We start from the raw sequence: 18,064 nt of genomic DNA on the forward strand, positions 1-18,064 counted from the left end.
GGCGTGTTCTCTCAGTCCTGTGCGGGGTGGATGGGGGCGGGGCCGAGCTCGTCGATGAGCTTCTTCATCGCGACGTACGCCTTGTTGCGGTAGGCGATGAGCTCGGGCGTGCGCTCGGCGGGGACGTCGAGGAACCCGGCGCCGGACTTCGTGCCGAGCTTCCCGGCCGAGACGAGCTGGTCGAGGATGGGCGGTGTCGCGAACCGCTCGGGGAACTCCGTCTGCAGCGACGCGTAGCAGAAGGCGTACACGTCGAGTCCGGCCATGTCGGCGATCGCGAACGGCCCGAAGAACGGCAGGCGGAAGCCGAAGGTCGTGCGCACGATGGTGTCGATGTCCTCCGGCGTGGCGACGCCCTCCTCCACCAGCTGCGTGGCTTCGTGGAAGAGCGCGTACTGCAGGCGGTTGAGCACGAACCCGGTCGCATCCTTCACTCGGGCCGTCTCCTTGCCCGTCGCGGCGACGATGGCCTCGACGACGGGGAGGACCGTCTCGTCGGTGCCGGCGTGCGGGATCAGCTCGACGCCGGGGATGAAGGGGGCGGGGTTCGAGAAGTGCACGCCGAGGAAGCGGCCGGGCTCGGTCACGGCTTCGGCGAGGCGTCCGATGAGGATCGTCGAGGTGTTGCTGCCGATGATCGCGTCGGGCGCGGCCGCAGCCGAGATGCGGCGGAGGGTCGCGTGCTTGATCTCGATCTTCTCGGGCACGGCCTCCTCGATGAAGGAGGCGCCGGCGACGGCATCCTCGATCGTCATCGCCGTGATGCGCTCCGCGATGACGGCGCTGGCGTCGGCGGGGAACAGGCCGTCGGCGGCGAACTGCGCGGCCTCGGCGATGAGGCGGTCGCGGTTGCCGCGGGCGACCTCGATGTCGACGTCGGCGATGCGCACGTCGGCGCCGGACAGGGCGAGCGACTGCGCGATGCCGCCGCCCATGTAGCCGCTGCCCACCACCGCGTACACGGGGCGTTCGTTCTCGGTCATGACGTTCTCCTCGTCGGTGTCGGTCAGGCTCCGGCGGTCGCCGGAAGCAGGGAGGTCAGGTAGTCGCGGTTGCGGGCGCAGACGCCGAGGCTGTCGCCGCCGTACTGCTCCATGAGGAACGGGCCGCGGAACCCGAGCTCGAGCGCGCGGGCGACCATCGCCCGGTAGTTGATGAGGCCGAGCTCCATGCTCGTCGGCGTCGAGGTCTGCCAGCTGCCGTCGGCCGCCTCGTCGCGCGCGTAGTTCTTCATGTGCCAGTAGTTCGCGTAGGGGAGGGTCTTCTCGTGCATCTCGCGCCAGTCCTCGATGGGACGGTGCAGGCGCACGAGGTTGCCGATGTCGGGGTTGAGGCCGACGTTGTCGAGCCCGATCTCCTCGATGAGGCGCACCGCGCTGTCGGCGGTACCGAGGTAGGTGTCCTCGTACATCTCCAGCGACATCGGCAGGCCGACGGATGCCGCGTGCTCGCCGAGTTCGCGCAGCCGGCGCACCGCGAGCGCGCGGGTGTCGGCGTCATCCGGGTCGACCGGGCCCGGCGCGGTCCAGAACCACAGGGCCGCGCGCTGCGCCTCGCTGAAGGGCTGGTGAAGGCCGGTCGAGAACACGCGCATGCCCAGTTCGGCCGCGGCGTCGATGGCGCGGTGCGCGTACGCGAGGTTCTCTTCGCCCTTGCCCGGCTGGATGACGCTCTGGCGCTGCACGTGCACCGAGACGAGCTCGATCCCGTGGCTCGTCGCGATCGACGTCAGCTCAGCGCGGCGGGACGCGGTCAGTTCGGACGGGCGGATGTGGCTGTCCGCGATCTCGATCGCGGTGAAGCCGAGCCGCTCGACCTGCGCGAACATGTCGTCCCAGGTCTCGGCGGGTGCGTCGTGCAGACGCGTTCCGTCTGCGGCGACCGGGGCGAAGCCGTGCATGCAGACCGCGATCGGGCCGGGCGTAGGGGCGGACGGGTGCGACGGTGCATTCATGGCGACTCCATTGGCGAGCGGGTCCGGCTGAGGACTCCCGTAGATCCTATAGGAAATAGAGAACGCTGCAAGAGGGAGTTCGCGGCGAGGGGCTCAGGCCTGCTCGAGTCCGAGCGATCGCTGGCGCACCTGCTCGAGGTGGTGGAGCATCGATCGCTCGGGGGCGTCGGGGTCGTCCGTGGCGAACGCGTCGACGAGAGCCTCGTGCTCGGCGATCGCCTCGCGCACGTCGGTCACACCGTGCCGGACCGACTGCCGCATCCGGTGCAGCTGGGCTCCGAGGGTCTCGGACATCTCGGTGAGATACCGGTTGCCGCAATGGTCGAACACGACCCGATGGAACGCGGCGTCCGCGACGAAGTAGGCCGCGGTCAGCTCGAGGTCGGCCGTCCCGGCGTTCAGGGCCTCGATGACGCGCTTGCCGATGCTGCGGTGCTCTTCCTCGGCGGCGCGGAGCTCGTCGATCATCTCGGGGGATGCGGGCGTCGCGAGGCGCGTGGCATGCGTCTCGAGCATGATGCGGGCGTCGAAGAGCTCGCGCAGCTGGTCGAGCCCGAGGGGCGGTGCGACGCGGTAGCCCCGCAGCGCCTCGCGCGTGACGAGTCCGGTGCGCTCGAGCTGCACGAGCGCTTCGCGCACCGGGGTCTGCGACACGTCGAGCTGGCGCGCGATGGTGTCGATAGACAGGCGGCGACCCGGGACGGCCTCGCCGCTGAGCAGCAGCTGGAGGATGCGCTCGTAGACGTGATCGCGCAGGCCGCGCCGCTCGATCGTCGCATCGAGTCCCCGCAGGTTGCCGTCCCGTGATGCGGTCATCGTCCCTCTTCCGGTTCGCACGGAGCGCACCTCACCCCGAGAGGGCGTCCACCTCATCGAGGATGTCACGAACTGCGCGCGGGTCGTGCGCGAACCGGCCGAGGAACAGGCCGTCGACGTCGTCCGAGATGGTCGACAGCAGCCCCGGCCCCGCACTGCCGCCGTAGATGATCGAGATCTCGCGATCGGCGGCGGCGATTCGAGATCGCAGGCCCGAGCAGACCGACCGGATGTGATCGGATGTGGCGGGCGCCGGAGCGCCGATCGCCCACAGCGGTTCGTAGGCGATCACGACCGCGCCGGTGGCGCCCGCGCCGTCGGCATCCGCGAGGGCGCTGCGCACCTGCTGCGCGCACGTCGAGATCGCGGCGTCGATCCCCGCCTCGTCCTCCTCGCCGACGCAGACGACCGGGACGAGCCCGTTCCGCAGCGCCGCATGAGTCTTCGCGGACACCACGCTCTCGGTTTCGCCGAACAGACGGCGCCGCTCGGCATGGCCGACCTCGGCGTAGCGGCATCCGAGCTCGGCCAGGACCGCTCCCGAGACCTCACCGGTGTAGGCGCCGGCGTCATGGGCGGCGAGGTCCTGCGCCCCGATCGCCAGGCGCCCCGCGCGTTCGAGAGCGCCGGGGATCGAGGGGAACTGGGGTGCGACGAAAGCCGTGACGCGGTCGCGCGCCGCGTGCTCCTCGAGGATCGCCGCGACCTCCGACACCCAGGTCAACGTGCGGGCGTGCGTGAAGTAGGTCTTGAGGCTCGCGCCGATGATCATCGGGCGGACCTCACCCCTCTTCGTACGCGCAGATCTCGCGCACCTTCTCGGCCGAGGCGCTCGAGGTGTCGAAGGTGTAGGTGAGCCACTCCGCCGCGAGCCGCCGCGCCAGCTCGATTCCCACGACGCGCTGGCCCATGCAGAGCACCTGGGCGTCGTTCGACAGGATCGATCGCTCGACCGAGTACGAGTCGTGCGCCGTCACGGCGCGGATGCCGGTGACCTTGTTCGCCGCGATCGCGACTCCGAGCCCCGTGCCGCAGATGAGGATCGCGCGGTCGGCCTCGCCGTCGCGCACGCGCTCCGCGGCGGCCGTCGCGACCGCGGGGTAGTTGGTGTGACTGTCGGCGTCGACACCGACGTCGATGACCTCGGCGACGAGGGGGTTCGCCTCCAGGTCGGCCTTGATGCGTTCTTTGTACTCGTAGCCGGCGTCATCCGAGCCGACGATCAGTCGCAGTGCCATGTCAGGCGTCCTCCTTCAGGACATCGAGAACCGTGCGGGTCACCAGCGCGAACGAGACCGCGCCGGGGTCGGGGGTGCCGAGGCTCCGGTCGCCGTGCGTACGGGCACGACCGAGCCGGGCGGTGAGCTGGGCGGTCGCCTCGGCGGCGGCCTGTGCGGCGTCGGCGGCGGTGGCCCACGCGTCGAGCAGGGCATCGCCCTGGGCGAGTCGGTCGCGGAGCGTGTCGGCGAACGGCACGATCGCGTCGATCATCGTCTTGTCGCCGACCGTGGCCTTGCCGAACGACATCACGGCATCCTTCATGCGCCCGACGCCCGCGGACAGCAGGGCGGCGTCGACCGCGTCGTCGTCGCCGAGGGCCGCGCCGAGGTCGAGGAGCATCTCGCCCCAGATCGCGCCCGACGTGCCGCCGCCCTTGTCGGCCCATGCGTCGCCGGCGTGCTGCAGCGCCGTCCGGGCGCCCGCGCCGGCGGCGACGGCGCGTGAGGCGGCGGCCGCGGCTGCGCGACTGCCGCGCTGCATGCCGATGCCGTGGTCGCCGTCGCCCGCGATGCGGTCGATGCGTCCGAGCTCCTCGGCCTGGTCGTCGAGCATCGCCGCGACGGCGTCGAGGGCGCGGGCGGCGACGGCGGCCGCGCGGCGCGACGCCTCGGATGCGGGCGCGATCGCCTGCCTCTCGTCGTCATCGTCATCGTCATCGTCGGCAGCGGCCACCGCGACGCGGCCGTCGATCGAGCCGCGACGGAACGCCGGGGTGTCGCATGCGGCGTGCCACAGCCGGTCGAGCTCGTCGTCGAGCCAGAGGAGGGTGAGCGAGACGCCCGCCATGTCGAAGCTCGTGCAGAACTCGCCGACCTCGGGCGAGACGACCTCGACTCCCGCTTCGGTCAGCAGGCGGTCGACGGCCGCGTACACGACGTAGAGCTCCTCGTACTTCACGGAGCCGAGACCGTTCAGGATCGGCACGACGCGACCGGTCGGAGCGGCGCCGTCCGGTCGTTCTTCGAGCAGGCGCTCGACGAGCAGCTGCGCGAGCTCGGCGGCGGTGGGGATGTCGACCTCGTCGATACCGGGTTCGCCGTGGATGCCGAGACCGACCGCCATGCGTCCCTCGGGCACGGTGAAGAGCGGCTCGGTCGCGCCGGGGAGCGTGCAGCCGCCGAAGGCGACCCCGAGCGAGCGGGTGCGGTCGTTGGCGAGCCGGGCGAGGCGCTCGACGTCGTCGAGGTCGAGGCCCTCCTCCGCGGCCGCGCCGGCGATCTTGAAGACGACGAGGTCGCCGGCGATGCCGCGCCGCTTCTCGCGCTCATGAGCGGGGGCGCTGGAGATGTCGTCGGTGACCGTTACGGTGCGGCAGTCGATGCCCGCCTCGCGAAGGCGGTCCTGGGCTTGGGTGAAGTGCAGGACGTCGCCGGCGTAGTTGCCGTAGCTGAGCAGTACCCCGCGGCCCTCGTGCGCGGCCTTCGCGACGGATCGCACCTGGTGGGCCGAGGGCGACGCGAACACGTTGCCCATGACCGCGCCGTGCGCCAGGCCGGGGCCGACGAGCCCCGCGAACGCGGGGTAGTGGCCGCTGCCGCCCCCCACGACGACAGCGACCGTCGGCTCCGCGCCGCGGGTCGAGCGGACGACGCCTCCCGTGACGGGGCGGACCCACCGGGCGGATGCCGCGACGAAGCCGGCGACGGAATCCTCGACGAACTCGTCGGGGTCGTTGAACAGACGCGTCATTGCGTTCTCCTCTGCGTCGGGGGAGCGGACCTTTCGTCGATCCTATAGGAAACGAGCTCAGGCGCGACCCGGAGTGGCGGCATCGGTCCGTGTATCCGGGGGTCTACGGTGGCGACGTGGTCGAGCGGGCGCGCATCTCGCCGCTCACGCTGGTCCTCGTCGTGATCGGCGGTGCGGCCGGCGTCGCCGTGCGAGCCGCGCTGACTCTTCCGTTCACGGGATGGGCTCACCCCCTCGCGGTGCCCGCTCTGACGCTCGGATGCAATCTGCTCGGCTCCTTCCTGCTCGGCGTCGTCGTCGGCCGGTGGGCGGTCAGCCGGCCGCGGCTCCGCGCGTTCGCGGGCACCGGTGTGCTCGGCGGCTTCACGACATACAGCGCCTTCGCGGTGCAGTCCATCCAGGTCGCCACCGCCGCGCCCGTCGTGGGCCTGGCCCTCGTCGTGGTGAGCCTCGTGGGCGGACTCGTCGCTGCGGCACTCGGGCTGGCCCTCGGTACCCGTCGCGAAGAGGGGGCGGCATGAACGGGGTGAGCGGCGGGATGCTGGTAGCCCTCGTCGTCGCGGGCGGTGCCGGAGCCGGCATCCGATACGTCCTCGACGTCGTCCTCACGCGCGGCCGGCGAGACGCCTTCCCCGTCGGCATCCTGATCATCAACGTCACCGGCTCCGGGCTCCTGGGATTCCTGACGGGGCTCGGCACGCTCGTCGCGCCCGACTGGCTGGCCGTGCTCGGGGTCGGGCTGCTCGGCGGATACACGACGTTCAGCACGGTGTCGGTCGAGACGCTCCAACTGGCGCGGCGGGGCCGCCGCGACTGGGCGATCGTCAACCTCGTCGGCACCTTCGCCATGGCCGTCGTCGCCGCAGCGATCGGCATCGTCATCGGGGGATTGCTCCCAGGCTGAGCCCACGCTTCGTCGACGGCCCCGTGGGATACTGAAGCCGATACATCCATGTATCGACGAGCGCATCGCGCTCGCCTGCACCACACCTACAGCGCCGGTCCGGTGCGCCCGAGGGAACCCGTGTCGAAACTCGCCGTCCTGAGCCTGAAGAACCGCGCGCTCATCGCGCTCATCACGATCGTCGCCGCGGTGTTCGGCGGCCTCGCGCTCACGAACCTCAAGCAGGAGCTCATCCCCTCGATCGAGCTGCCACAGCTCTCCGTCGTCACGACCTACCCGGGCGCGTCGCCCGAAGTCGTCAACACGGATGTCTCGACCCCCATCGAGACGGCGATCCAGGGCGTGCCCGGGCTCGAATCGACGACGGCGACCAGCTCGACGAACGCCTCGATCATCCAGGCCTCGTTCACCTATGGCACCGATCTGGCCACGGCGGAGCAGAAGATCCTGCAGGCCATCAACCGGATCAACAGCCAGCTGCCCGACGGGGTCACCCCGAACGTACTGAGCTTCTCGCTCGACGACCTGCCCGTGATCCAGCTGGCCGTCACCGGCTACGACGACGCCGAATCGGTGCAGGCCCGGCTCGAGAGCACGGTCATCCCCGACCTCGAAGACGTCGACGGCGTCAACGCGGCCCAGGTCGTCGGCGGCCGGGTCGAGCGCATCACGATCACCCCCGACCAGACCGCGCTCGCCGAGGCCGGCTTCACGCAGCAGGCCATCCGCGACGCGCTCGACCAGAACGGCGTGCTGTTCCCCGGCGGCGAGATCACCGAGGGCGACCAGTCGCTGACCGTGCAGACCGGCGCGAAGATCGCCTCGGTCGACGAGCTGTCGGCGCTGCCGCTCGTGCCGACGGATGCCGCGCAGCTCGCCGGCGGCACGACCACGATCGGCGACGTCGCCACCGTCGCGCAGGAGCCGTCCCCGATCACCTCGATCTCGCGCGTCGACGGCGAGCCCGCCCTGACCATCGCGGTCACGAAGCTCCCCGCCGCCAACACCGTCGACGTCTCGCGCGGCGTCCTCGACGCGCTGCCCGCGCTCGAAGACGACCTCGGCGGCGACGCGCAGTTCACGGTCGTCTTCGATCAGGCGCCGTTCATCGAGCAATCGATCGAGGCCCTCGCGCAGGAGGGTCTGCTGGGCCTCGTGTTCGCGGTGCTCGTGATCCTCGTGTTCCTGCTGTCGGTGCGCTCGACGATCGTCACCGCGATCTCGATCCCGACGAGCGTGCTCATCACCTTCGTCGGCATCCAGGCGTTCGGCTACTCGCTGAACATCCTCACTCTCGGTGCCCTCACGATCGCGATCGGCCGAGTCGTCGACGACTCGATCGTCGTCATCGAGAACATCAAGCGGCACTACGTCGAGGGAGCCGACAAGCTCGCGGCCATCACCCTGGCCGTCCGCGAGGTGGCCGCCGCGATCACCGCCTCGACGATCACGACCGTCGCGGTGTTCCTGCCGATCGCCTTCGTCGGCGACCTGACCGGCGAGCTGTTCCGGCCCTTCGCCCTGACCGTCACGATCGCGATGTCGGCGTCGCTGTTCGTCTCGCTCACGATCGTCCCGGTGCTCGCGTACTGGTTCCTCCGCCCGGGCAAGCCCGTCGTCACTCCCGACGGCCGGCGCATCGACCCCGAAGACCCCGAGGCGCCGCCGTCGCGACTGCAGAAGGCGTACCTGCCGATCCTCCGCTGGACCCTGCGTCACTCGGCCGTCACCCTCGTGCTCGCGGTTCTCGTGCTCGGTGGCACGCTCGCCGCCGTGCCGCTGATGAAGACGAACTTCCTCGGCGACTCCGGTCAGAACACCTTCACGATGACGCAGACGCTCGGGCCCGCGGCATCCCTCGAAGCGGAGGATGCCGCCGCCGAGCGCGTCGAGGACGCGATCACCGGCCTCGAGGGGATCGACGCCGTGCAGGTGTCGATCGGCTCGTCCGGATCTCAGCTGCGCGACGCCTTCTCGGGTGGAGGCGGCGGAGTCACCTACTCCATCACGACCGACAGCTCGGCCGACCAGCTCGACGTCCGCGACCGCGTGCAGCGCGCCGTCGCCGACCTTGAAGGCGTCGGCGACATCCAGATCGCCGCGGGCGGCGGCGGATTCGGCTCGAGCGACATCGAGATCGACGTCACCGCGCCCGACCAGACGGCGCTGCGCGAAGCGACCGACGCGGTCGTCGCCTCGCTGCAGGATGCCGACGGCGTCAGCCAGGTCACATCGAACCTCTCGGCCTCGCTGCCGTACATCGCCGTGACCGTCGACCGCGACGCGGCGGCATCCCGCGGTCTGTCGGAGGTCGCGGTCGGCGGCATCGTCTCGGGCACGATGCAGCCGCAGTCGATCGGCACCGTCGAGATCGACGACACCTCGCTCACCGTCTACCTCGCGGCGTCGCAGGCGCCCGCGTCGATCGACGAGCTGCGGCAGCTGACGATTCCCACGGCCGGCGGTCCCATTCCGCTGCAGGACGTCGCAACCGTCGAGCAGAGCGAGGGGCCGACCTCGATCACGACGCAGCGCGGTCAGCGCACCGCGACGGTCACCGTGACGCCCGCGGGCGACGACCTCAACGCGGCATCCGTCATCGTCTCGGACGCGCTCGACACTGTCGAGCTGCCGCAGGGCGCGGATGCACGGATCGGTGGCGTGCTGACGCAGCAGCAGGATGCCTTCGCGCAGCTCGGACTCGCCGCGCTCGCCGCCATCCTCATCGTCTACATCGTGATGGTCGCGACATTCAAGTCGCTGCGGCAGCCGCTGCTGCTGCTCATCTCGGTGCCGTTCGCGGCGACGGGAGCGATCCTGCTGCAGATCGCCACGGGCGTGCCGCTCGGCGTCGCCTCGCTCATCGGTGTGCTGATGCTCATCGGCATCGTCGTGACGAACGCGATCGTGCTCATCGACCTCGTGAACCAGTACCGCGAGAAGGGGCTGTCGGCCCACGACGCGACGATCGCGGGAGGATCTCGCCGTCTGCGACCGATCCTCATGACCGCGCTCGCGACCATCTTCGCGCTGACGCCCATGGGGCTCGGCATCACCGGCCACGGCGGGTTCATCTCGCAGCCGCTGGCGATCGTCGTCATCGGCGGGCTCATCTCGTCGACGCTGCTGACCCTGCTCGTGCTGCCGACCCTTTACAACCTCGTCGAGGGAGCGCGCGAGCGCCGCGCGGCGCGGCGCCGGGGTGAGGGTGCGGGTTCGGGTGCTGGTGTTGGTGCTGATGCTGGTGCTGGTTCGGCGGGGGACGGGGCGTCTGCGGTGCCCATGACCCGGCGCGAGCGGCGCCTCGCGGAGGCGGCTACGGCCGAGCCGACCCACCTCGTCGTTCCGGTCGACGGTTCGCCCGATGCGCCGACGCACCTCGTCATCCCCGTTGCGCCGGACGACCACGACCACGACCACTCCGGTGAGGGTGATCGCGCGGGCGCCGGCGGTGCTGGCGGTGTCGGACGGACGGTGGATTCCGGTGAGCCGGGCGTCGGGTCGTCCCGTCGACAGGATCAGCGCATCCCCGGGCCTTCCCGGGGACCTCGTCGCCGCCGTCTGGCCTGATTGCGGCACGCTCCCGGGCTGAGCCGGGCTGCCGCGCTGCTGGTTGGCCGGGCTGCCGGTTCGCGGGTTTGTGGGGTCGGGCCGTCCCGTCGACAGGCTCAACGCGCCCCGGGCCCCGTCGCGGATCCGGTATCCACCGTCTGGCCTGATTGCGGCACGCCGCGGGCTGAGCCGGGCTGCCGCGCTGCTGGTTGGCCGGGCTGCCGGTTCGCGGGTTTGTGGGGTCGGGCCGTCCCGTCGACAGGCTCAACGCGCCCCGGGCCCCGTCGCGGATCCGGTATCCACCGTCTGGCCTGATTGCGGCACGCCGCGGGCTCGCGCCGGGGCCGCTGCGCCGCCGGACGCGCCCAGGGTGCTCGGCGTGGCGGGACACCCGTGCGCTCGTCGGCCGGGTTGCCGCGATGCAAGGGATTGCGCCCGGCGCGCCGTGGTCGGGAGCGATGCGCCGGGGTGTTGCGCCGGAACCCTTGCATCTCGGCCCCCATTGCCCCCACCCCCAGCCCCCACCCCCACCCCCCAGCCCCCAGCCCCCAGCCCCCAGCCCCCGGGGCCCGGGGCCCGGCGGGCGGATTCTCAGGCGGATGCCGTATCGTGGGCGGGTCGGCTCTGGGCAGCGCGTGATCGCGACAGGTTTTGTGAGTCCATGGGGCCGATGGTGAGCGCCGATCGGCGCGCATGACCATCATGTGAATGGCCCCCGGCCGACGGATGTCCGGGTTTGCCCGCGTGCGCGCGGGCGCTGTTCTCGTGCAGAGAACCCAGAAGGACACACCCATGCCCAAGAACAAGAAGCCGGCCGGCGGCCGCGCGCAGAACTTCGAGCCCCGCTACGGCAAGAAGACCTCGTACCAGGACGCGAAGCGTCGCCCTGGCCAGTCCTCGGCCGGAACCCCCGGCAGCAAGAGCCCGGGGCACCGCGGTTACCGTGCCGAGAGCGAAGACACCGGTCGGAAGAATCGCTGGTCCTCGCAGGACCGTGCGGGTCGTGACGAAGCGCGCGGCATCCGTTCGCAGGCCCGTGACGACCGCGGCGGACGTGGCGAGCGCTCCTTCCGTGATGACCGGGGTGGTCGTGACGACCGTGCGCCTCGCGAGCAGCGGGGCTACGGAAACGACCGCCGCTCGGATGCCGGTGGCCGGCGCCCCTACGAAGCGCAGCCTCGCGACGACCGCCGGACGTTCGGTGACGCCCGTCCCTCCTTCCGCGACGACCGTCCGCGTCGCGACTTCGGCGACCGACCGGCCCGTTCGTTCGATGATCGTCCCCGTCGTGACTTCTCGGACCGACCGAACCGCGATGACCGACCGCGTCGTGACGACCGCCCCGCGCGTTCGTTCGACGATCGCCCCCGCCGCGAGTTCGGCGACCGCCCGAACCGCGATGACCGTGCGCGCCGCGACTTCGGCGACCGACCGGCCCGTTCGTTCGATGATCGCCCCCGTCGTGACTTCTCGGACCGCCCGAACCGCGACGACCGTCCGCGTCGTGACTTCGCGGACCGCCCGCGCCGCGATGACCGCCCCGCGCGTTCCTTCGACGACCGCCCGCGCCGCGACGACCGCCCCGCGCGTTCGTTCGAGGACCGTCCCCGTCGCGATTTCGGTGACCGCCCGAGCCGCGATGACCGTCCGCGTCGCGACTTCTCGGACCGTCCCCGTCGCGACGACCGTCCGGCGCGTTCGTCCGATGACCGTCCCCGTCGTGATTTCGGTGACCGCCCGAACCGTTCGGACTGGAACGCCGAGACCAAGTCGAAGGCCCACCAGGACCACGTCGACACCGTCCACGAGCGCCTGCAGGCGGAGGCCGTGGATGCGGCATCCGTCGCCCAGTCGTCGTTCGCCGACCTCGGCCTCGGCGACAACATCGTCCGTCAGCTCGAGGCTCTCGGCGCGGCATCCCCGTTCCCGATCCAGGCGGCCACCATTCCGCCGATCCTCGAGGGCAAGGACGTTCTCGCCCGTGGCCGCACCGGTTCGGGCAAGACCATCGCGTTCGGTGCTCCGCTCGTCGAGTCGATCCTGCGCAGCCAGGCCGGCAAGCGCCGGGAGTTCGGGCGTTCGCCGAAGGCACTGATCCTCGCGCCGACGCGCGAGCTCGCGCTGCAGATCGACCGCACCGTCCAGGCGATCGCGCGCAGCGTCGGACTCTTCACGACGCAGATCTACGGCGGAGTGCCGCAGGCGCGTCAGGTCGGTGCGCTCAAGAAGGGCGTCGACATCATCATCGGCACCCCCGGTCGCATCGAGGACCTGCAGAACCAGGGCAAGCTCGACCTCTCCGAGGTGGGAATCGTCGTCCTCGACGAGGCCGACCACATGAGCGAGCTGGGCTTCCTCGAGCCGATGCAGCGCATCCTGCGCCTCGTCCAGGACGGAGCCCAGAAGCTGCTCTTCTCTGCGACGCTCGACCGCGAGGTCGCGGCGCTGGTCGACGAGTTTCTCGTCGAGCCCGCCGTCTACGAGGTCGCGGGCGAGAGCCAGGACACGTCGACGATCGACCACCGTGTGCTCGTCCTCGACCACCGTGACAAGGCCGAGATCCTGAACTCCCTCGTCGACCGCGACGGCAAGACCCTCGTCTTCGCGCGCACCCGCGCTTACACGGAGATGCTCGCCGAGCAGTTCGAGGATGCCGGGATCGCGGCGGTCGCCCTCCACGGCGATCTCAACCAGGGAAAGCGCACGCGCAACCTGCAGCGCCTGACCGACGGCAAGGTGCGAGTGCTCGTCGCGACGGATGTCGCTGCCCGCGGCATCCACGTCGACGACATCGATCTGGTGATCCAGGCCGACGCTCCCGACGAGTACAAGACCTACCTGCACCGCGCAGGACGCACCGGTCGTGCCGGTCGTTCGGGCGCGGTCGTCACCCTGATCACGCGTCAGCGTCGTCGTCGCATGACCGAGATGCTCGAGCGGGCCGAGATCGACGCGCCCTTCGACGATGTGCGTCCCGGTGACGACATCCTCGAGGAGGTCTCGGGTCGCCAGCTGGCGAACGTCGACGCCTGACCCGACGCCGGGCTGACGCCCCGCCGAGCGCTGCGACCTGACGGTCATGGCGTTCGGCGGGGCGCTTCCGTTGGGCGCGGCGTCCGCGGGGTGTGCCGTCCACAGGATGAGAGGCCGTCTGGGCCGCTGGGTCGACTCCGGATCAGGTGTGAGCCTGCTGGCGGCCCGGCTCGGCTCGGCCCGGCCCGGCCCGCGGCCGTGCGCGTGGGCGGGGCTGCCCGCCCGGCCCGCGGCTGGTGCCGCGACCCGATGGCTCGCGGCTGGTGCCGCGACCCGATGGCTCGCGGCTGGTGCCGCGACCCGATGGCTCGCGGCTGGTGCCGCGACCCGATGACCCCGCGGTCCGTGCCGTGGCTCGTGGCGCCGCGACTCCGCGGTGAGCGCCGCGACTCCGCTGCTCGTGCCGTCTGCAGGCTGAGCGGTGGTTCCCGCCCCGCGGCGGTCCCGGATTGTGCTCTGAGCCTGCTGACGGCACGAGATCGGACGGCACGAGATCGGGCTGCAGCGCTCCCGGCATGGTCGAGGCGAGGCGTGCCGAGGCCTGGCGCCGCTCGGCACTGGCGCCGCTCGGCACTGCCACCGCTCGGCACCGCCGCCGATCTCGTGCCGTCCGCAGGCTGAGCGCTCCCGACGGAGGTGCGATAGGTCCCGGTGGCGGGTAGAGCCTGGAAGAGGCACCGAACCGAGCCCGGCGGCACCGTTGATCCGCGGCGGGAACCGGCGGCACAGTAGACGCGCGGCGCGAGCACAGCAGACGCGCGGCGCGAGCACAGCAGACCCGCGGCGCGACGCCCCAGCGGCGGGACGCCCCGAGCCGCACCCGACGCCGCGATGGATCGCCGCGGGGCCCGCGGGCTCAGAACGGGCTCAGAACAGGGTCGGAACGGATGCCGCGGCAGCGGCCCGGCCGCGCGAGGTCGTGACGACCGGCCCCGGCCGGAACCGCCGGGTGCTCGGCTGCGCCTCTTCCTCTTCGAGGCCGCCGCGAAGTCGATGCCGTGCGAGCAAGGGCCGGACTCGCGCTGCGAGCATCCGCCGGTAGCCCTGGGGCGCCTGCACAGAGGCCCCGGGGTACAGGCCGCGATACGCCGGAACGAGATCCGGCCGCTCGCGCGCGAGCCACTGCTGGAACCACGGCTTGACGCCTGGCCGCAGGTGCATCGCGCCGTAGACGACACGGGCGGCACCGGCGTCCGCGATGCGCCTGAGCGCGTCGTCGAGCACCTCTACCGAGTCGGTGAGATGCGGCACGATCGGCATGAGGAAGACCGTCACCCGGAATCCCGCGGCGCTCGCGGCTCGCACCGTGTCGAGGCGCGCGGCGAACGTCGGCGCGCCGGGCTCGAGCAACTGGCGCAGCGGCTCGTCGAGCACCGCGATGGACATCGCGAGATCGACCGGCACGGAACGCGCCGCCTCGGCCAGCAGCGGCAGATCGCGTCGCAGCAGCGTGCCTTTGGTCAGCACCGAGAACGGCGTGCCACTGTCGACCAGTGCCGTGATGATGCCGGGCATGAGCCGGTAACGGCCCTCCGCCCGCTGATAGGGATCGGTGTTCGTGCCGAGGGCGACCTGCTCGCGCGCCCAGCTCGGCTTCGAGAGCTCGCGACGCAGCACGTCGGCGACGTTCAGCTTGACGACGATCTGCGAGTCGAAGTCGGCGCCGGCATCCAGGTCGAGGTACTCGTGCGTGCCGCGGGCGAAGCAGTAGACGCAGGCATGCGTGCAGCCCCGGTACGGGTTGACCGTCCAGTCGAACGGCATCGCCGACGGGCCCGGAACCCGGTTGAGCGCCGAACGCGACATGACCTCGTGAAAGGTGACGCCCGCGAACTCGGGCGTCGTGACCGACCGCACCAGGCCGTTGAGTGTTTCCAGGCCGGGGAGGGCAGCGGCATCCGTCACGCCCATCTGCTGCCCCTGCCATCGCATGAGAAGATTCGAACAGAGATTCGAAGCAATGTCAATCGCTGGGGAGGCGAGACCCGCGGTCGGCGGGCACGCAGGGCAGAATGAAGGCGTGGCGCACCCGACCGAGCCCGAGACGCGTCGCTCGCGACGCGAGCGGTCGCCCCAGACGCGACCCCTTCCGACGCGCCGTGAGCTGCGTGAGCGCGGCCTCGCTTCGGGGTCCGCCATGTCGCGTCCGACCGAGGACGCCGCATCCGCGCCGGCGCGCGAGGGCGGTGGCTCGTCGGAGCCCGGCGTCTTGACGGCATCCGTACGCCTGCCGGCATCCGTCTACGTCCGCCGCCGCGCCGTCGCCGGCGCTGCCGCCCTAGCGCTCGTCGGGCTCGTCGTCGCGGGCGCCACCGGCATCACCTCGGCGCTGAGCGGATCGGATGCCGCTGCCACCGACCCCGTCGCCGCACTCCTCGGAGACTCGGCGGGCGATGTGCCCATCGCGTCGACCCTGCCCGCGCCCGCGCAGTCCGGCGGCGCAGACCCCGCCGCTCAGCCGGCTGACGATGCGGCGACGGATGCCGCGGCCACGAGCGACATCTGTTCAGCGCCGGGCTTCGCAGAGGCGCTCTCGTCCGGCTCGGACGCCGACGTCATCGCCGCGGCCGGGGGAGCCGAGCCGTTCCGCGCCGCGATCGCCGCCGGTGCCGCCTCGTGCATCGACCTGCACGAGGCCCGTCGCACCTGGGTCGTGGTCAACAAGCTGAACGCGCTCAACCCGATCGACTACTGGCCCGAGCCGCAGGCGCGCGCCGAGGGCGTCGAGCGGACCAGCGGCGGACACATGCGAGCCGACGTGGCGGCAGCCCTCTCGCAGCTCGCGGCAGCCGCGCGCGACGAGGGTGCGGGCGAGATCGGGGTCAACAGCGGGTTCCGCTCGTACGACTTCCAGGTGTCGACGTATCGCAACTACGTCGGGCAGCTCGGCCAGCGCAACGCCGACCTCACCAGCGCGCGCCCCGGTCACAGCGAGCATCAGACCGGCCTCGCCGTGGACGTCGTCGCGTGCGATGGGGGGTGTGGTGCCATCGAGCAGTTCGGCGGCACGGCGCAGTCCGACTGGGTCGCCGCGAACGCGCATCGCTTCGGCTTCATCATCCGCTACCCCGACGGCTACACCGACACGACCGGCTACGAGTACGAGCCCTGGCACCTGCGCTACATCGGCCCCGAACTGGCGGCGCTCTACGCCGACGCCGGCTACCGCACCCTCGAAGACTTCTTCGGGATGCCCCCGGCCCCGGCCTACGCCGACTGACCCGGCGGGCCCGGCGCTCGCGCCCGCTCGTCGACTCGCCAGGTTCTGCGGATGCTGCTCAACCCGCATCCGCATTTTTCGGCGAGTCGACGGAGGAGGGAAGGGGGAAGGGTGAGAGGGGTCAGGCGGGGGTGCGGCGCCGGGCGAGGGTCGCGACGCCGGCGGCGCGCAGGCGGTCGCCGATCAGGATGCCGAGCCACGTCGCTCCGACGCAGCTGGCGATGCAGAGGGCGACGAACCCGATCAGCACGGGCGCGGTCATGCTCCACAGATCGAACGACTGCGCTGCGAACACGGGATACGTCGCGCCGATGATCGCGGCGCCTGCATAGTTCAGCCATGTGTTCCAGCGCCGGTAGAGCGTCGCGAGGAACGGCAGTTCGGGGAAGAACGACCAGTAGAGCATCGTCGCGACCGATCCGATCGTGAAGAACGGCGCAAGCACGAGTCCCGAGATCAGCCCCACGAGCAGCCCCGCTCCCGGGCGTTCCAGCAGCCTGAGGGCGATGACGGCGGGCAGAACCCACAGCCCGGCGACCGCCACCGTCGCGAACGGCACCGTGAGGAACAGGGTCGTCGACGCGACCCACGCAGGCGCGAGCAACGCGGTCGCCGCGACGCCGATCGCGGCGCACGTCAACAGGTATGCCGTCGAGACACGCGCGGCGCGCGATCGCGGTGCCGCGGTCATGCTCGCGTCTCCCGCTCCGTCGTGGCTCGGCGTTCATCATCCGGCGCGTGCTCGGATGCCGCCTGGGGCTTGGGGGTCGGCGAGCCCGCGCCCTCACGCCAGTAGCCGACGAGACTGATCTGCTCCTTCGGGACGCCGTGGTCGGCGATGAGCATCCGTCGAGCGGTGGTCGGAAGCGACTGCTCGCCGACGATGAAGGCGTGAAGCGGCTGCGCCGGCAGCGCGTCTGCGGCCAGCCCGCTGAGCGTGGCGAGGGCGGCTGACCCCGGCTTCGCTTGCGGATCGCGGAGGAGCCATCGGACCTCGACCCCGGGCGGGGCCTCGAACTCGAGGACGTCGTCGCTCGACGGGGCTTCGATGAATGCGGTTCCGGATGCCGTTGCCGGAAGCGACGCGCAGATGGAGGCGACGGCCGGTGCCCCCGTCTCGTCGGCGACGAGCAGCACCCGGTCGACACCTCGCTCGGGGTTGAAGCGCAGCCCCTCGTCGATGATGACGACGCTTTCTCCCTCGTGGGCCTGCGAGGCCCAGCGTGAGGCGGGGCCGGCGGTCGGTCCCGAGCCGTGCAGCACGAAATCGACGTCGATCTCGGCGCCGCCCGACGGCCCCGCCGGCCGGTACGCGCGCACCGAGTAGTTGCGCATGACCGGCCGTTCGCCCTCGGGGATGCGGAGGTACTTCAGGTACCCGAACAGCTTGTTCGCCTTGGCCGGGATGCGATCGAGTGCCTCATCGCCGCCGAGCGGCAGGAAGAGACGGAACCACTGGTCGTAGCCGAGCGGTACGAACCGGTCGATGTCGCCGTGGCCGAATGTCACCCGCATCCAATGAGGAGTGAGGCGTTCGGTGCGCACCACCTCCAGACGCACCAGGCCGGGCGTCGTGGGCTTGACGAGTTTGCGGGTCATGCGCAGCATCCTTTCC

Annotated in this window: 14 protein-coding genes; 5 read left to right on the forward strand and 9 right to left on the reverse strand. The window is 71.3% G+C overall.

Annotated features, from left to right (window positions below; translation table 11 throughout):
• Positions 1-11: 11 nt before the first annotated feature.
• From CI089_RS07615 to CI089_RS07640, 6 genes are all read right to left on the reverse strand, one after another.
• A complete protein-coding gene (locus CI089_RS07615) occupies positions 12-983 on the reverse strand; it encodes a 3-hydroxyacyl-CoA dehydrogenase family protein (protein ID WP_094260914.1) in 972 nt (323 codons plus the stop codon).
• A gap of 23 nt (positions 984-1,006) precedes the next feature.
• Positions 1,007-1,900, reverse strand: a complete 894-nt coding sequence (locus CI089_RS07620) for a sugar phosphate isomerase/epimerase family protein (protein WP_256977638.1) — start codon at positions 1,898-1,900, stop codon at positions 1,007-1,009.
• A gap of 147 nt (positions 1,901-2,047) precedes the next feature.
• Positions 2,048-2,770: a GntR family transcriptional regulator gene (locus CI089_RS07625; protein WP_094260916.1), complete on the reverse strand. Its 723-nt coding sequence runs from the start codon at positions 2,768-2,770 to the stop codon at positions 2,048-2,050.
• Positions 2,771-2,801: 31 nt separating this feature from the next.
• The gene (locus CI089_RS07630) at positions 2,802-3,542 is read right to left on the reverse strand and encodes a triose-phosphate isomerase family protein (RefSeq protein ID WP_094260917.1); all 741 of its coding nucleotides are present in this window, start codon (positions 3,540-3,542) and stop codon (positions 2,802-2,804) included.
• A 10-nt stretch (positions 3,543-3,552) separates the two neighbouring features.
• Entirely contained in the window at positions 3,553-4,008 is a 456-nt protein-coding gene (locus CI089_RS07635; RefSeq protein ID WP_023953069.1) for a ribose-5-phosphate isomerase, read from the reverse strand.
• Position 4,009: 1 nt separating this feature from the next.
• The gene (locus tag CI089_RS07640) at positions 4,010-5,740 is read right to left on the reverse strand and encodes a dihydroxyacetone kinase family protein (RefSeq protein ID WP_094260918.1); all 1,731 of its coding nucleotides are present in this window, start codon (positions 5,738-5,740) and stop codon (positions 4,010-4,012) included.
• 116 nt (positions 5,741-5,856) lie between these two features.
• Between CI089_RS07640 and CI089_RS07645 the strand changes: the two genes are divergently transcribed.
• The 4 genes from CI089_RS07645 to CI089_RS07660 all read left to right on the forward strand — a co-directional run bounded on the left by CI089_RS07645 (position 5,857) and on the right by CI089_RS07660 (position 13,229).
• Positions 5,857-6,261, forward strand: a complete 405-nt coding sequence (locus CI089_RS07645) for a fluoride efflux transporter FluC (RefSeq protein ID WP_256977640.1) — start codon at positions 5,857-5,859, stop codon at positions 6,259-6,261.
• Positions 6,258-6,644 carry a fluoride efflux transporter FluC gene (locus tag CI089_RS07650; protein ID WP_256977642.1) on the forward strand — a complete coding sequence of 129 codons (387 nt, stop codon included), beginning with the start codon at positions 6,258-6,260 and terminating at the stop codon, positions 6,642-6,644. The genes CI089_RS07645 and CI089_RS07650 overlap by 4 nt, the downstream gene beginning before the upstream one ends.
• Positions 6,645-6,764: 120 nt before the next feature.
• A complete protein-coding gene (locus CI089_RS07655) occupies positions 6,765-10,214 on the forward strand; it encodes an efflux RND transporter permease subunit (RefSeq protein WP_256977643.1) in 3,450 nt (1,149 codons plus the stop codon).
• A gap of 774 nt (positions 10,215-10,988) precedes the next feature.
• Positions 10,989-13,229 carry a DEAD/DEAH box helicase gene (locus CI089_RS07660; RefSeq protein ID WP_094260919.1) on the forward strand — a complete coding sequence of 747 codons (2,241 nt, stop codon included), beginning with the start codon at positions 10,989-10,991 and terminating at the stop codon, positions 13,227-13,229.
• A gap of 867 nt (positions 13,230-14,096) precedes the next feature.
• On the opposite strand, the gene CI089_RS07665 is transcribed toward CI089_RS07660, so the two are convergent.
• Entirely contained in the window at positions 14,097-15,161 is a 1,065-nt protein-coding gene (locus CI089_RS07665; protein WP_094260920.1) for an Rv2578c family radical SAM protein, read from the reverse strand.
• Positions 15,162-15,249: 88 nt separating this feature from the next.
• Here CI089_RS07665 and CI089_RS07670 point away from each other — a divergent pair, with 88 nt between their 5' ends.
• Positions 15,250-16,449 carry a M15 family metallopeptidase gene (locus CI089_RS07670; protein WP_256977644.1) on the forward strand — a complete coding sequence of 400 codons (1,200 nt, stop codon included), beginning with the start codon at positions 15,250-15,252 and terminating at the stop codon, positions 16,447-16,449.
• Between the two features lie 121 nt (positions 16,450-16,570).
• Here CI089_RS07670 and CI089_RS07675 read toward each other — a convergent pair whose 3' ends face one another.
• Together CI089_RS07675 and CI089_RS07680 are read right to left on the reverse strand one after the other, a co-directional pair.
• Positions 16,571-17,140: an ECF transporter S component gene (locus CI089_RS07675; protein ID WP_094260921.1), complete on the reverse strand. Its 570-nt coding sequence runs from the start codon at positions 17,138-17,140 to the stop codon at positions 16,571-16,573.
• Positions 17,137-18,048 carry a siderophore-interacting protein gene (locus CI089_RS07680; protein ID WP_256977645.1) on the reverse strand — a complete coding sequence of 304 codons (912 nt, stop codon included), beginning with the start codon at positions 18,046-18,048 and terminating at the stop codon, positions 17,137-17,139. Before CI089_RS07680 ends, CI089_RS07675 begins: the two co-directional genes overlap by 4 nt.
• Between the last annotated feature and the right edge of the window lie 16 nt (positions 18,049-18,064).

This window comes from Microbacterium sp. Yaish 1 (assembly GCF_002245215.1).
Classification (GTDB): domain Bacteria; phylum Actinomycetota; class Actinomycetes; order Actinomycetales; family Microbacteriaceae; genus Microbacterium.